Consider the following 14,183-nt stretch of genomic DNA (forward strand, 5'->3'; position numbering starts at 1 on the left):
AGGTGCCTGCGCGGATAGCTTGGTAGCTTTAGGCTCCTGAGCATCCGCCAATTATTGAGGCCCTGTTATGACCACTCCCACTGCCATTCGCCGACTTGATGCTGCTGACCCGGATTTCGCACGACATCTGGATCATCTGCTGAGCTGGGAAAGTGTGTCTGACGACTCGGTCAACCAGCGCGTGCTCGATATCATCAAGGCCGTGCGTGAGCGTGGCGATGCCGCACTGGTCGAATTCACTCAGAAGTTCGACGGTCTGCAGGTCGCGTCGATGGCCGACCTGATTCTGCCTCGCGAACGTCTGGAACTGGCATTGACCCGGATCACACCGGTTCAGCGCGAAGCCCTGGAAAAAGCGGCGGAGCGGGTGCGCAGCTACCACGAAAAGCAGAAGCAGGATTCCTGGAGCTACACCGAGGCCGACGGCACGGTGCTGGGCCAGAAAGTCACACCGCTGGACCGCGCAGGCCTGTATGTGCCGGGTGGCAAGGCGTCCTACCCATCGTCGGTGTTGATGAATGCCATTCCGGCGAAGGTGGCGGGCGTGACCGAAGTGGTCATGGTTGTGCCGACGCCGCGTGGTGAAATCAACGAGCTGGTGTTGGCGGCGGCGTGCATCGCCGGTGTTGATCGCGTGTTCACCATTGGTGGCGCTCAGGCCGTCGCGGCCCTGGCTTACGGCACTGAAAGCGTGCCGAAGGTCGACAAAGTGGTCGGCCCTGGCAATATTTATGTCGCCACGGCCAAGCGCCATGTGTTCGGGCAAGTCGGCATCGACATGATCGCCGGTCCTTCCGAGATTCTGGTGGTGTGCGACGGTCAGACCGATCCTGACTGGATCGCGATGGACCTGTTCTCACAGGCCGAGCACGATGAGGATGCCCAGGCGATTCTGGTCAGCCCGGATGCCGGTTTCCTCGACAAGGTGGCGGCCAGCATCACCCGTTTGTTGCCGACAATGGCGCGAGCAGCCATTGTCGAAACATCGATCAATGGCCGTGGCGCGCTGATCAAGGTGGCGGACATGGCGCAAGCCATCGAAGTAGCCAACCGCATCGCGCCCGAACACCTTGAGCTGTCCGTCGCCGATCCCGAAGCGTGGCTGCCGCACATTCGTCACGCAGGGGCGATCTTCATGGGGCGCCATACCTCCGAAGCGCTGGGTGACTACTGTGCCGGTCCCAACCATGTCTTGCCGACGTCGGGTACGGCGCGCTTCTCTTCGCCCTTGGGCGTCTACGATTTTCAAAAGCGTTCGTCGATCATCTACTGCTCGCCAGAGGGGGCGTCCGAGCTGGGCAAGACGGCGTCCGTGCTGGCGCGTGGTGAGTCATTGAGCGGACATGCCCGCAGTGCCGAATACCGCATCACTGATCTCGACTGGAAAGCTGGCAACCTTGAGGACGGCAAATAATGAGCAAATTCTGGAGCCCTTTCGTCAGTGGTCTGGTGCCTTACGTGCCGGGCGAGCAGCCGAAGCTGACCAAACTGGTGAAACTCAACACCAATGAAAACCCTTATGGCCCGTCGCCCAAGGCTGTCGAGGCGATGCGCGCCGCGCTGACCGACGACTTGCGTCTGTACCCCGACCCCAACAGCGACCTGCTCAAGCACGCCGTGGCCGATTATTACAATGTGCAGCCCAACCAGGTCTTTCTCGGCAACGGTTCCGATGAAGTGCTGGCGCACATCTTTCACGCGTTGTTTCAACACGATGCGCCGCTGTTGTTTCCGGACATCAGTTACAGCTTTTACCCGGTCTATTGCGGCTTGTACGGCATCGACTACGAAATGGTCGCGCTGGACGAGCAGTTTCAGATTCGCGCCGAAGACTACGCCAGGCCGAATGCCGGAATCATCTTCCCCAACCCGAATGCGCCGACGGGCTGCCTGCTGGGGCTGGACGCGGTCGAGCGGATCATCAAGGCCAGCCCGGACTCGGTGGTCGTGGTTGACGAAGCGTACATCGACTTTGGTGGCGAAACCGCGATCACGCTGGTGGATCGCTACCCGAACCTGCTGGTCACACAAACCTTGTCCAAGTCGCGTTCGCTGGCCGGTCTGCGTGTCGGCCTTGCTGTCGGGCACCCGGATTTGATCGAGGCGCTGGAGCGGGTCAAGAACAGCTTCAACTCTTACCCGCTGGATCGCATGGCCAACGTGGGCGGTGCGGCGGCTTTCGAGGATCGCGAGCATTTCGAGTCGACGCGCAACAAGGTCATCGAAAGTCGCGAGGCGCTGGTGGGGCAGTTGCAGAGCAAGGGTTTTGAAGTGCTGCCCTCGGCCGCCAACTTCATTTTCGCTCGCCACCCGCAACACGACGCGGCCGGTCTGGCTGCAAAGCTGCGCGAACAGGGCGTCATCGTCCGTCACTTCACGCAGCAACGCATCGCCCAGTTCCTGCGCATCAGCATCGGCACGCCGGAGCAGCATCAGGCGTTGCTGGAAGGGTTGAGCGATATCTGAGACGCGGATCGGTCAGCCCGAAAACGGGCTGGCCATGCGCTGCCACTCAAGATCGGACGCAGGGCGTCCAGAACGGTATGCCCACGCGGAGCATGGGCACGATAGTGTGTTGAAGACGCCTGTCGTTACGCACGCTCCGGCGTGGGATTGCCTTTCGTGACGCTCTGCGTCACAGGTCTGTTTTCAGGTACTGGCGCGTCACTCCGGCGCGGCTGCCGGTGTCGGTGCAGGCGGCGGGCGCAGGCCTACTTCGGCGCTCAGGCGCATTTCCTTGCCGTTGCGCATCACGTCGATGGCTATCTTGTCCTTGGGCTTGGTGCGCGCCACCTGGTTCATCGAGCGACGACCGTCGCCAGCGGGTTCGCCGTTGATGCTCAGGATCACGTCACCCAGTTGCAACCCGGCTTTCTGCGCCGGTCCGTCGCGGAAGATGCCCGCCACGACAATGCCTGGACGATCTTTCAGCCCGAACGACTCGGCCAGCTCAGGCGTCAGCGGTTGAACTTCGATACCCAGCCAGCCACGAATGACCTGACCGTGTTCGATGATCGATTTCATGACGTCCATCGCCAGCTTGGTCGGGATCGCAAAGCCGATACCCTGAGAGCCGCCCGACTTGGAAAAGATTGCGGTGTTGATTCCGATCAGATTGCCGCTGGCATCCACCAGCGCGCCGCCCGAGTTACCAGGGTTGATGGCGGCGTCGGTCTGAATGAAGTCTTCGTACGTGTTGAGGCCCAGCTGATTGCGTCCGGTGGCACTGATGATGCCCATGGTCACGGTCTGGCCGACGCCGAACGGGTTGCCGATGGCCAGTGCCACATCGCCGATGCGGATGCCGTCGGAGCGTGCGATGGTGATCGCCGGCAGGTTTTTCAGATCGATCTTCAGCACCGCCAGATCGGTTTCCGGGTCGTTGCCGATTACCCTGGCGACGGTTTCGCGGCCATCCTTGAGCGCCACCACAATCTGGTCAGCGCCTGTGGTCACGTGGTTGTTGGTCAGGATGTAGCCTTCGGGGCTCATCATCACGCCGGAGCCGAGGCTGGACTCCATACGCTTCTGCTTGGGCGTGTTGTCGCCAAAGAAGCGCCGGAACTGGGGGTCTTCAAAAAGCGGGTTGTTGCCTTTGTTGACCATCTTGGTGGTATAGAGGTTGACCACCGCGGGCGCCGCGGCAATGACCGCGTCTGCATAAGAAGTCGGACCCTGGATGACCGTCGTCGTTTGTGGGGCCTGTTGCAGATTGACATCCAGGGTCGGCAGTCCGACCCATTGCGGATAGCGCTGAATAATCAGCAGGGCGATAAGCACGCCAGCCAGCAATGGCCAGCCGAAAAAGCGCAGTGCCTTGAACATTGAACACGTCCTGATGGTTGCGGGCGCAGAAAGTTTAGCCACGGGTGCGCCATAATGGCGGGCATTATACGAGTACAACGCAGCTCTGAACTGCATATTTAGGAGTCTTTTATGGCTGTTGCTCTGAGCACTCTGGTCGAAGAAGCCGACCGTTATCTGAACAGCGCCCGGATTCAGGATTACTGCCCCAATGGCCTTCAGGTCGAAGGGCGGCCGCAGGTCATGCGTATCGTCAGTGGTGTGACGGCCAGTCAGGCATTGCTGGACGCCGCTGTCGATGCTCAGGCGGATCTGATCCTGGTCCATCACGGTTATTTCTGGAAGGGCGAAAACCCCTGTGTGGTCGGCATGAAGCAGCGGCGTCTGAAGACCTTGCTCAAACATGCCATCAGCCTGCTTGCCTATCACTTGCCGCTGGATGTGCATCCCGAGGTGGGCAATAACGTGCAACTCGCGCGTCAGCTGGATATCACGGTCGAAGGGCCGCTGGACCCTGAAAACTCAAAAATCGTCGGGCTGGTCGGCTCCCTGTCCGAACCGATGACGCCGCGTGACTTTGCCCGTCGCGTACAGGACGCACTGGGTCGCGAGCCGTTGCTTATCGAAGGCAGCCCGATGATTCGGCGTGTCGGCTGGTGTACCGGAGGCGGGCAGGGTTACATCGATCAGGCGGTGCTGGAAGGCGTTGATCTTTTCCTGAGCGGTGAAGCATCGGAGCAGACCTTTCACAGCGCCCGGGAAAACGACATCAGCTTTATCGCGGCCGGTCACCACGCCACCGAACGATACGGCGTGCAGGCGCTGGGGGATTATCTGGCGCGGCGTTTTGCGCTTGAGCATATTTTCATCGACTGCCCGAACCCGATCTGATTCATCAAGCTGCGGGGCATATGCATAGATCGTTTCGATCTAGACGCATCGCTGATTAGCGATATCACGCATGTTAAAGTGCCCGGCTCGAATACGGCCCGCAGGCCGCCCCGGGTTTTTCCGGTCCATAACGAACGTGAGTAGCCATGGTTGACAAACTGACGCATCTGAAACAGCTGGAGGCGGAAAGCATCCACATCATCCGCGAGGTCGCCGCCGAGTTCGATAACCCGGTGATGCTGTACTCGATCGGCAAGGATTCGGCCGTGATGCTGCACCTGGCACGCAAGGCCTTCTTCCCCGGCAAATTGCCGTTTCCGGTCATGCACGTCGATACACGCTGGAAATTCCAGGAGATGTATCGCTTTCGTGACCAGATGGTCGAAGAAATGGGCCTGGACCTGATCACCCATATCAACCCCGATGGCGTGGCGCAGGGTATCAACCCGTTCACCCACGGCAGCGCCAAACACACCGACATCATGAAGACCGAAGGCCTGAAGCAGGCGCTCGACAAGCATGGTTTCGACGCCGCGTTCGGCGGCGCCCGACGCGACGAGGAAAAGTCCCGGGCCAAAGAACGCGTTTACTCGTTCCGTGACAGCAAACACCGCTGGGACCCGAAAAACCAGCGTCCCGAGCTGTGGAATGTCTACAACGGCAACGTCAACAAGGGCGAGTCGATCCGCGTGTTCCCGCTGTCCAACTGGACCGAGCTGGACATCTGGCAGTACATCTACCTCGAAGGCATCCCGATCGTACCGCTGTATTTCGCCGCCGAGCGCGACGTGATCGAGAAGAACGGTACGCTGATCATGATCGACGATGATCGTATCCTCGAGCATCTGACCGATGAAGAGAAGTCGCGCATCGTCAAGAAAAAGGTCCGTTTCCGTACGCTGGGTTGCTACCCGCTGACCGGTGCAGTCGAGTCCGACGCGACCAGCCTGACCGATATCATCCAGGAAATGCTGCTGACACGAACTTCCGAACGCCAGGGCCGGGTCATTGACCACGATGGTGCTGGCTCGATGGAAGAAAAGAAACGTCAGGGTTATTTCTAAGGAGGATGTCACATGTCGCATCAATCTGATTTGATCAGCGAGGACATCCTCGCCTACCTGGGCCAGCACGAACGCAAGGAAATGCTGCGCTTTCTTACCTGTGGCAACGTCGATGACGGCAAGAGCACGCTGATCGGGCGCCTGCTGCACGATTCCAAGATGATCTACGAAGACCACCTGGAAGCCATCACCCGCGATTCCAAGAAGTCCGGCACCACGGGCGACGACGTCGACCTCGCGCTGCTGGTAGACGGTCTGCAGGCCGAGCGTGAGCAGGGCATCACCATCGATGTCGCCTACCGCTATTTCTCGACCGCCAAGCGCAAGTTCATCATTGCCGACACGCCCGGCCACGAGCAGTACACCCGCAACATGGCGACCGGCGCCTCGACCTGTGACCTGGCGATCATTCTGGTGGATGCGCGCTACGGCGTGCAGACCCAGACCCGTCGCCACAGCTATATCGCGTCGCTGTTGGGCATCAAGCACATCGTTGTGGCCATCAACAAGATGGACCTCAACGGCTTCGATGAAAACGTTTTCGAGTCGATCAAGGCCGATTACCTGAAGTTTGCCGAAGGCATCGCGTTCAAGCCGACGACCATGACGTTTGTCCCGATGTCGGCGCTCAAGGGCGACAACGTGGTGAACAAGAGCGAGCGCTCGCCGTGGTACACCGGCCAGTCCTTGATGGAGATTCTCGAGACTGTAGAAATCGCCAGCGACCGCAACTACACGGACCTGCGGTTCCCGGTGCAGTACGTCAACCGTCCGAACCTCAACTTCCGCGGTTTTGCCGGTACGCTGGCCAGTGGCATCGTGCATAAAGGCGACGAGATTGTCGTTCTGCCGTCGGGCAAGAGCAGCCGTGTGAAGTCCATCGTCACGTTCGAAGGCGAGCTGGAGCAGGCCGGGCCGGGTCAGGCCGTGACACTGACGATGGAAGACGAGATCGACATTTCTCGTGGCGATCTGCTGGTGCATGCCGACAATGTCCCGCAGGTCAGCGATGCGTTCGACGCCATGCTGGTGTGGATGGCCGAAGAGCCGATGCTGCCGGGCAAGAAGTACGACATCAAGCGCGCGACCAGCTACGTGCCGGGCTCGATTGCCAGCATCACCCGTCGGGTCGATGTGAACACGCTGGAAGAAGGCCCTGCCAGCGCGTTGCAGTTGAACGAGATCGGCCGCGTCAAGGTCAGTCTCGATGCGCCCATCGCGCTGGATGGTTACAGCAGCAACCGCACCACGGGCTCGTTCATCGTCATTGATCGATTGACCAATGGCACCGTCGCGGCAGGCATGATCATTGCCAAACCGGTTTCGGGCGGTGGCTCGCAGCATCATGGCGATCAGGCTCATGTTTCCACGCAAGAGCGTGCGCAGCGTTTCGGCCAGCAGCCGGCCACCGTGCTGTTCAGCGGCCTGTCCGGCGCTGGCAAGAGCACTCTGGCGTATGCGGTGGAGCGCAAGCTGTTCGACATGGGGCGTGCGGTCTTTGTGCTGGACGGCCAGAACCTGCGTCATGACCTGAACAAGGGCTTGCCGCAGGACCGTGCCGGTCGTACCGAAAACTGGAGTCGGGCTGCCCATGTGGCGCGTCAGTTCAACGAAGCCGGGCTGCTGACGCTGGCCGCTTTCGTCGCACCTGACGCCGAAGGGCGTGAACGTGCCAAGGCGCTGATCGGCAAGGATCGTCTGATCACCGTCTACGTTCAGGCATCCCCGACCGTGTGCCGCGAACGTGATCCGCAGGGCCTGTATGCCGCCGATGGCGACAATATTCCGGGCGAGTCCTTCCCGTATGACGTGCCACTGAATGCCGATCTGGTGATCGACACCCAGACACTCAGCGTGGAAGAAAGCGTCAAGCAGGTGCTGGACTTGCTGCGCAGCCGCGGCGCGATCTGATACGAATGCAGGCGTGAGAGACCAATGGTCTTCAGCGCCCTGCATTGGCCTCTTCGCGAGCAAGCTCGCTCCCACAATGGTGCGCACGCACGATCTTGTGGGTGCGACCGGGGCGGCGATCCGCATTGCTCGCGAAGGGGGCGGACCCACAAAAAAGCCCGCCGCAGAGGCTCTCTGCGGCGGGCTTTTGTGTGGCGGCAAAGCTTACTTTTTCAAACCGTAGTGCTCGTCCAGCATGCCTGGGGAATTAGGCGACTTGGGAGCGTAGTCCTTCGGCGTTTCGGTATCGCGTGGAGGGGTCAGGCGGTCGCGATGATCACGGTGCGCATGGTTGGCCTCCGGGTGCAGTGCGGCGAGCAGGCGCTGGCGGGTCAGCTCATCGAGCGCCAGGCGGTTGGCGCCTTCTGCAAGGTGTTCCTGAACATCCTGATAGCTCTGCGACAGCTTTTGCACCAGGTTGGCCGTGCTGTTGAAATGCGTGACTACCTCGTTCTGATAGGTATCGAAGCGTTCCTGAATGTTGTCCAGCTGGCGCTGGGTGCTGTTCGGAACGGTGTTGGGCAGCAGGCGTGCCACCAGGAAACCAATGACGACACCCGCCACCAGGGCAAGCGTCGGCAACAACCAGACTAAGAGCGAGTGTTCCACGAGTCCTTCCTCTATAAACGGCTTTGCTTTACGTTAACGGCTCGAACCTGCGCTGTATACCCGCGACGTGTCGTTGATATGCAAGCCGCAGACAATCAGCTAGACGAGTCGACCCATTTCGAGGTCACGGAGTTCTGTTTTGCTCATGCGTGAAACCCCATTATTTATCGATGGCCCAGAAGGCCAGCTCGAAGCGTTGTATCAGGATGTGCCCGACGCCCGAGGCATCGCGCTCATCTGTCATCCTAACCCGATCCAGGGCGGAACGATGCTCAATAAAGTCGTATCGACGCTGCAGCGTACCGCACGGGACCAGGGTTTGATCACACTGCGCTTCAATTATCGCGGCGTCGGGGCCAGTGCCGGCACATCGGTTGCCGGGCCGGGCGAGATCGATGATGCTCAGGCCGCCGCGCAATGGCTGAGGGCGCAACACCCTGATCTGCCCATGACCCTGTTCGGCTTTTCCTTCGGCGGCTATGTTGCCGCAAACCTGGGTGGAAGGCTCGAAGCGCAGGGCGAAAAACTGACGCATCTGTTTCTGATTGCTGCGGCGGCCTCCCGCCTTCAGGATCAAAGCGTACTGCCGCCAACCTGTCCACTGACGATCATTCAGCCAGAGGCGGATGAGGTCATTGATCCGGAAACGGTTTATGCGTGGTCTGCCGCGTTGCAGCGTCCCCATGAGCTGCTGAAAGTGGCAGAATGCGGACACTTTTTTCACGGCAAGCTGACGGACCTCAAAGATCTGCTGCTGCCGCGACTTCCCAACTGATTGCAGCCCGTATTGCATCCTTTAGATAAGCGACCTGCCATGACCACTCGTATCCTGACCGGTATCACGACCACCGGCACTCCCCATCTGGGCAACTACGCGGGCGCGATTCGCCCGGCCATCGTTGCCAGTCGTCAGAGTGATTTCGATTCGTTCTATTTCCTGGCCGATTACCACGCGCTGATCAAGTGCGATGACCCGCTGCGCATTCAGCGCTCGCGTCTGGAAATCGCAGCGACCTGGCTGGCAGCCGGCCTCGACGTTGATCGTGTGACTTTTTACCGTCAGTCGGACATTCCAGAAATTCCGGAGCTGACCTGGCTGCTCACGTGTGTGGCAGCCAAGGGCCTGCTCAACCGTGCCCATGCCTACAAGGCATCAGTGGACAAGAACGTGGAAGGTGGCGAAGACCCGGATGCGGGCATCACCATGGGCCTGTACAGCTACCCGGTGCTGATGGCGGCCGACATTCTGATGTTCAATGCCCATCAGGTGCCCGTGGGTCGCGACCAGATCCAGCACGTCGAAATGGCCCGTGACATCGGCCAGCGCTTCAATCACCTGTTTGGCAACGGCAAAGAATTTTTTGTCATGCCGGAGGCGTTGATCGAGGAAAGCGTCGCCACGTTGCCGGGCCTGGACGGGCGCAAGATGTCCAAGAGCTACGACAACACCATTCCGTTGTTCAGCAGCGCCAAAGAGATGAAAAGCGCCATCTCGCGCATTGTCACCGACTCCCGTGCGCCCGGCGAAGCGAAGGACCCGGACAACTCGCACCTGTTCACGCTGTATGAAGCGTTCTCGACGCCCGAGCAGTGCGCTGAATTCCGTTCCGACCTGTTGCAGGGACTGGGCTGGGGCGAGGCGAAAAATCGTCTGTTCACATTGCTGGACGCGCAGTTGAGTGAGGCACGTGAGAACTATCTGGGGCTGATCGAGCGGCCGGCTGATCTGGAAGACATCCTGCTCGCTGGCGCTCAGAAGGCCCGTCGCGTCGCCACGCCGTTCCTCGAGCAACTGCGTGAAGCCGTTGGCCTGCGCTCATTCCGTACCGTGGTGCAGAACGCCGACACCGGCAAGAAAAAAACCACCAAAGGCGCGCGTTTTGTCAGCTTCCGGGAAGACGACGGCAGCTTCCGTTTTCGTCTGTTGGCGGCTGATGGCGAGCAACTGCTGTTGTCGCGCAACTTTGCCGACGGCAAGGCTGCCGGCATCGTCAGCAAGCAATTGCAGCAGGGCGGCGAGCTGGACCTGCGCAGTGAGGAAGATCGCTTCACGCTGTGGCTGGACGGCGAGTGCGTGGCGGACAGTCCGGTATTTGCCGACGCGGTTTCGCGTGACGCAGCCATCGAGACGCTCAAGCTGGCGCTTGCTCCTCAACAGGACTGATTGCCAATCCCCGGGGTCGTCGCTACAGTGACGACCCGTTTTTGTTGCCTTGCTAACGAATATGACGCCCTTAGAACGATATCAAGCTGATCTGAAACGCCCGGACTTCTTCCATGATGCCGCGCAGGAAAACGCTGTGCGTCATTTGCAGCGCCTGTACGACGATCTGGTTGCCGCTCACGACAGCAAGCCCGGCCTGTTCGGCAAGCTGTTCGGCAAGAAGGAGCCGACTCTGGTCAAGGGCCTGTATTTTTGGGGCGGGGTGGGGCGCGGCAAGACGTATCTGGTTGATACGTTCTTCGAAGCGCTGCCCTTCAAGGAGAAGGTCCGTACGCACTTCCACCGCTTCATGAAGCGCGTGCATGAAGAGATGAAGACCCTCAAGGGTGAGAAAAACCCGCTGACGATCATCGCCAAGCGCTTTTCCGACGAGGCGCGGGTCATCTGCTTCGACGAATTCTTTGTTTCCGACATCACCGACGCCATGATTCTCGGCACCTTGATGGAAGAGCTGTTCAAGAATGGCGTGACGCTGGTGGCAACGTCCAACATCGTGCCTGACGGCCTCTACAAAGACGGTCTGCAACGGGCGCGTTTTCTGCCGGCCATTGCGCTGATCAAGCAGAACACCGACATCGTCAACGTCGACAGCGGCGTCGATTACCGTCTGCGTCACCTCGAGCAGGCTGAACTGTTCCACTTCCCGCTCAACGAAGCCGCGCAGGAAAGCATGCGCAAAAGCTTCAAGGCACTGACGCCGGATTGCGCCGAGACCATCGAAAACGACGTGCTGATGATCGAGAACCGCGAGATCCGCGCCTTGCGCACCTGCGACGATGTGGCGTGGTTCGATTTTCGCGAACTGTGCGACGGCCCGCGCAGCCAGAACGATTACATCGAACTGGGCAAGATTTTTCACGCGGTACTGCTCAGCGGAGTCGAGCAGATGGACGTCTCCACCGACGACATCGCCCGACGCTTCATCAACATGGTCGACGAGTTCTACGATCGCAACGTCAAGCTGATCATTTCGGCCGAGGTTGAGCTGAAGGACCTGTACACCGGTGGCCGGCTGATGTTCGAATTCCAGCGCACGCTCAGCCGTTTGCTGGAAATGCAGTCCCACGAGTTCCTGTCGCGGGCGCACAGAGCCTAAACAGCAGCGGCAAGCCTGCAGCGTACACGGGCTTGCCGACTCACAGCTTTGAACCTTCGAACTGTTGCCGATACTGATTGGGTGACAGTTCGGTGTGCTGACGAAACAGCCGGGCGAAAAAACTGGCGTCGTCGTAGCCCACTTCGTAGCTGATGGTCTTGATGCTCTTGCGAGTGCCTGACAACAATCCTTTTGCCGTTTCTATTCTCAACCGTTGCAGGTAATGCAGCGGTTTGTCGCCGGTTGCGGTCTGGAAGCGGCGCATGAAGTTGCGAATGCTCATGCCATGCTCGCGGGCCACGTCTTCAAAGCGGAATTTGTCAGCGAAGTGCTCCTCCAGCCAATGCTGAATCTGCAGAATCACCACATCCTGATGCAGCTTCTGCCCGCCAAAGCCGATCCGGCCCGGCGAGTAGGTGCGACGCACTTCGTAAAGAATGTCGCGGGCCACCGCCTGGGCGACATTGGCCCCGCAGAAGCGCTCGATCAGGTAGATATAAAGATCGCAGGCTGACGTGGTGCCGCCCGCGCAGTAGACATTGTCCGCATCCGTCAGGTGCTTTTCCTGGTTGAGCAGCACGTTGGGGTAGCGCTCGGCGAATGCACTGAAAAAACGCCAGTAGGTCGTGGCTTCCTTGCCATCCAGCAGGCCTGCCTCGGCGAGCCAATAGACGCCAGTGGCCTCGCCGCATATCACCGCACCATTGGCGTGCTGCTCGCGCAGCCAAGGCAGGATTTGCGGGTAACGTTGGCAGAGCGTGTCGAAATCGTCCCAGAACGCCGGGATGACGATGATGTCGCTCTGGCAGAGGGCACCGTCGACCGGCAGCGTGACCTCGCTGAAGCTGTTGACGGGATGCCCGTCCGGGCTGATCAGGCGTGTTTCAAAGGCGGGTATCAGGCCGTGGCCCAATTGCTTGCTGTAGCGCAGGCTGGCCAGGTGAAAAAAATCCTTGGCCTGCATGACGGTCGACGCAAACATCTTGTCGGTGGTCAGAATGCTGACGCGGCGCAGAAGGGTGGCGTGTTGGATCGGCATAATCGTTATTCTTATATGGGTAAATGGTCAAGCAACGGCTGGATCGTCTTATTTTTTATCAGGCGTGTCCAGCATCCCCACCGGCCGGCTTGTCAGGGTCGGGCATGATGGCGTTGTGCTAAGCGGGCGAATATCCGCCAATACCTGCCTTGCAGGCAATAAACAGAGTGTGAACAAAAAATCCGGTTGAGGTTATTTTTGCAGTCTGTATAATCCGCCAGCTCTTTGCAGTGGAAGTGATGCGCCGTCTGCCGAAGAATCTTGCCGTATAACGGACGCGCTGACCCGAGCCCCCGATAGCGTCTGTTTCCGGCTGCCTTTGACTTGTCAAAGTACGCACTATTCAGTAAGATCCGCCGTCTAATTTTCAGGGCGGCCCCTGAGGCTATAAAGAATGAAAACTTTTACTGCTAAACCGGAAACAGTTAAGCGCGACTGGTTCGTCGTCGACGCTGCTGGTCAGACCCTGGGTCGTCTGGCCACCGAAATCGCGAGCCGTCTGCGTGGCAAGCACAAACCGGAATACACTCCGCACGTTGATACCGGCGACTACATCGTCGTGATCAATGCCGAGCAGATCCGCGTTACTGGTGCCAAGACCACCGACAAGATCTACTACTCACACTCCGGTTTTCCGGGCGGGATCAAGTCGATCAACTTCGAAAAGCTGATCGCCAAAGCTCCTGAGCGCGTGATCGAGACCGCGGTCAAAGGCATGCTGCCTAAAAACCCGCTGGGTCGCGACATGTATCGTAAGCTGAAAGTCTATGCGGGCGCTGTACACCCTCATACTGCTCAGCAGCCCCAAGAACTGAAGTTTTAACGGAATAGTTCATTATGTCGGCGACTCAAAATTACGGCACTGGCCGTCGCAAGACCGCAACCGCTCGCGTTTTCCTGCGTCCGGGTACTGGTAACATCTCGATCAACAACCGCTCCCTGGACAACTTCTTCGGCCGCGAAACTGCCCGCATGGTAGTTCGTCAGCCGCTGGAACTGACCGAGACTGTTGAAAAGTTCGACATCTACGTCACCGTTATCGGTGGCGGCGTAAGTGGCCAGGCTGGCGCAATCCGCCACGGTATCACTCGCGCTCTGATGCAGTACGACGAGACGCTGCGCGGCGCTCTGCGTAAAGCAGGCTTCGTGACTCGCGATGCTCGTGAAGTTGAACGTAAGAAAGTCGGTCTGCGTAAAGCGCGTAAGCGTCCGCAGTACTCGAAGCGTTAATTCGCTGTTCGTTCAAGGGGCTTTGTCCGAAACTGTTCGTGCAAAGCCCCTTGTTCGAAAAAAAGCGTCCATCTCCTTGCGGGGTTGGGCGTTTTTTTATGGGTGCGATTTTAGGGGCTGGTGGGGGGCTAAGGCGCTCGTATAGCGCTGATATCGCGAGGTTCATGGCCTGTCTGTGCAAGATTACAGAATTTACATCGCGTAAATGAGCTATCTTGTCGCCCGCGACGAACACCTGTCCTGTTGCGTTCATTATCGGAGGCGCCCTTGAGGCGC

At 59.2% G+C, this 14,183-nt stretch carries 13 protein-coding genes; 10 read left to right on the plus strand and 3 right to left on the minus strand.

The genetic code is table 11. The features are described 5' to 3' along the window. Positions 1-67 precede the first annotated feature (67 nt). Complete coding sequence (gene hisD, locus BW686_RS02375) at positions 68-1,414, plus strand: histidinol dehydrogenase (RefSeq protein ID WP_084914043.1); 1,347 nt, start codon at positions 68-70, stop codon at positions 1,412-1,414. Next, entirely contained in the window at positions 1,414-2,466 is a 1,053-nt protein-coding gene (gene hisC, locus BW686_RS02380; RefSeq protein WP_084914044.1) for a histidinol-phosphate transaminase, read from the plus strand. Before hisD ends, hisC begins: the two co-directional genes overlap by 1 nt. Before the next feature lie 198 nt (positions 2,467-2,664). Here hisC and algW read toward each other — a convergent pair whose 3' ends face one another. Further along, positions 2,665-3,825: a Do family serine endopeptidase AlgW gene (gene algW / locus BW686_RS02385; RefSeq protein WP_084914045.1), complete on the minus strand. Its 1,161-nt coding sequence runs from the start codon at positions 3,823-3,825 to the stop codon at positions 2,665-2,667. A gap of 111 nt (positions 3,826-3,936) precedes the next feature. On the opposite strand from algW, the gene BW686_RS02390 reads away from it, so the two are divergent. The 3 genes from BW686_RS02390 (at position 3,937) to cysN (ending at position 7,670) form a co-directional block, all read left to right on the plus strand. Beyond that, a complete protein-coding gene (locus tag BW686_RS02390; protein ID WP_084914046.1) occupies positions 3,937-4,695 on the plus strand; it encodes a Nif3-like dinuclear metal center hexameric protein in 759 nt (252 codons plus the stop codon). Positions 4,696-4,841: 146 nt separating this feature from the next. Next, positions 4,842-5,759, plus strand: coding sequence for a sulfate adenylyltransferase subunit CysD (gene cysD, locus BW686_RS02395; protein WP_005889074.1), 918 nt, complete (start codon positions 4,842-4,844; stop codon positions 5,757-5,759). 12 nt (positions 5,760-5,771) lie between these two features. Beyond that, complete coding sequence (gene cysN / locus BW686_RS02400; RefSeq protein WP_084914047.1) at positions 5,772-7,670, plus strand: sulfate adenylyltransferase subunit CysN; 1,899 nt, start codon at positions 5,772-5,774, stop codon at positions 7,668-7,670. Positions 7,671-7,874: 204 nt separating this feature from the next. Here cysN and BW686_RS02405 read toward each other — a convergent pair whose 3' ends face one another. Continuing rightward, the gene (locus BW686_RS02405; protein WP_005890140.1) at positions 7,875-8,318 is read right to left on the minus strand and encodes a YhcB family protein; all 444 of its coding nucleotides are present in this window, start codon (positions 8,316-8,318) and stop codon (positions 7,875-7,877) included. A gap of 145 nt (positions 8,319-8,463) precedes the next feature. On the opposite strand from BW686_RS02405, the gene BW686_RS02410 reads away from it, so the two are divergent. From BW686_RS02410 to zapE, 3 genes are all read left to right on the plus strand, one after another. Next, entirely contained in the window at positions 8,464-9,093 is a 630-nt protein-coding gene (locus tag BW686_RS02410; protein WP_084914048.1) for an alpha/beta hydrolase, read from the plus strand. 39 nt (positions 9,094-9,132) lie between these two features. Continuing rightward, positions 9,133-10,482 carry a tryptophan--tRNA ligase gene (locus BW686_RS02415; protein WP_084914049.1) on the plus strand — a complete coding sequence of 450 codons (1,350 nt, stop codon included), beginning with the start codon at positions 9,133-9,135 and terminating at the stop codon, positions 10,480-10,482. 61 nt (positions 10,483-10,543) lie between these two features. Continuing rightward, positions 10,544-11,638, plus strand: a complete 1,095-nt coding sequence (gene zapE, locus BW686_RS02420) for a cell division protein ZapE (RefSeq protein WP_084914050.1) — start codon at positions 10,544-10,546, stop codon at positions 11,636-11,638. Between the two features lie 40 nt (positions 11,639-11,678). On the opposite strand, the gene BW686_RS02425 is transcribed toward zapE, so the two are convergent. Then, complete coding sequence (locus BW686_RS02425) at positions 11,679-12,578, minus strand: GlxA family transcriptional regulator (RefSeq protein ID WP_179149159.1); 900 nt, start codon at positions 12,576-12,578, stop codon at positions 11,679-11,681. 493 nt (positions 12,579-13,071) lie between these two features. On the opposite strand from BW686_RS02425, the gene rplM reads away from it, so the two are divergent. Both rplM and rpsI read left to right on the plus strand, forming a co-directional pair. After that, on the plus strand, positions 13,072-13,500 hold the full coding sequence (gene rplM, locus BW686_RS02430; RefSeq protein ID WP_002555065.1) for a 50S ribosomal protein L13: 429 nt from the start codon (positions 13,072-13,074) through the stop codon (positions 13,498-13,500). Positions 13,501-13,514: 14 nt separating this feature from the next. After that, entirely contained in the window at positions 13,515-13,907 is a 393-nt protein-coding gene (gene rpsI, locus BW686_RS02435; RefSeq protein WP_002555064.1) for a 30S ribosomal protein S9, read from the plus strand. Positions 13,908-14,183: the final 276 nt, after the last annotated feature.

The organism is Pseudomonas syringae (genome assembly GCF_002157375.1).
Lineage (GTDB): Bacteria > Pseudomonadota > Gammaproteobacteria > Pseudomonadales > Pseudomonadaceae > Aquipseudomonas > Aquipseudomonas syringae_T.

Bases quoted from the DNA above. Each gene is read 5' to 3' on its own strand.
- BW686_RS02410 (WP_084914048.1), top strand. From the start codon at position 8,464: ATGCGTGAAACCCCATTATTTATCGATGGCCCAGAAGGCCAGCTCGAA.
- BW686_RS02415 (WP_084914049.1), top strand. From the start codon at position 9,133: ATGACCACTCGTATCCTGACCGGTATCACGACCACCGGCACTCCCCAT.
- rpsI (WP_002555064.1), top strand. From the start codon at position 13,515: ATGTCGGCGACTCAAAATTACGGCACTGGCCGTCGCAAGACCGCAACC.
- hisC (WP_084914044.1), top strand. From the start codon at position 1,414: ATGAGCAAATTCTGGAGCCCTTTCGTCAGTGGTCTGGTGCCTTACGTG.
- zapE (WP_084914050.1), top strand. From the start codon at position 10,544: ATGACGCCCTTAGAACGATATCAAGCTGATCTGAAACGCCCGGACTTC.
- cysN (WP_084914047.1), top strand. From the start codon at position 5,772: ATGTCGCATCAATCTGATTTGATCAGCGAGGACATCCTCGCCTACCTG.
- rplM (WP_002555065.1), top strand. From the start codon at position 13,072: ATGAAAACTTTTACTGCTAAACCGGAAACAGTTAAGCGCGACTGGTTC.
- BW686_RS02390 (WP_084914046.1), top strand. From the start codon at position 3,937: ATGGCTGTTGCTCTGAGCACTCTGGTCGAAGAAGCCGACCGTTATCTG.
- hisD (WP_084914043.1), top strand. From the start codon at position 68: ATGACCACTCCCACTGCCATTCGCCGACTTGATGCTGCTGACCCGGAT.
- cysD (WP_005889074.1), top strand. From the start codon at position 4,842: ATGGTTGACAAACTGACGCATCTGAAACAGCTGGAGGCGGAAAGCATC.
- algW (WP_084914045.1), bottom strand. From the start codon at position 3,825: ATGTTCAAGGCACTGCGCTTTTTCGGCTGGCCATTGCTGGCTGGCGTG.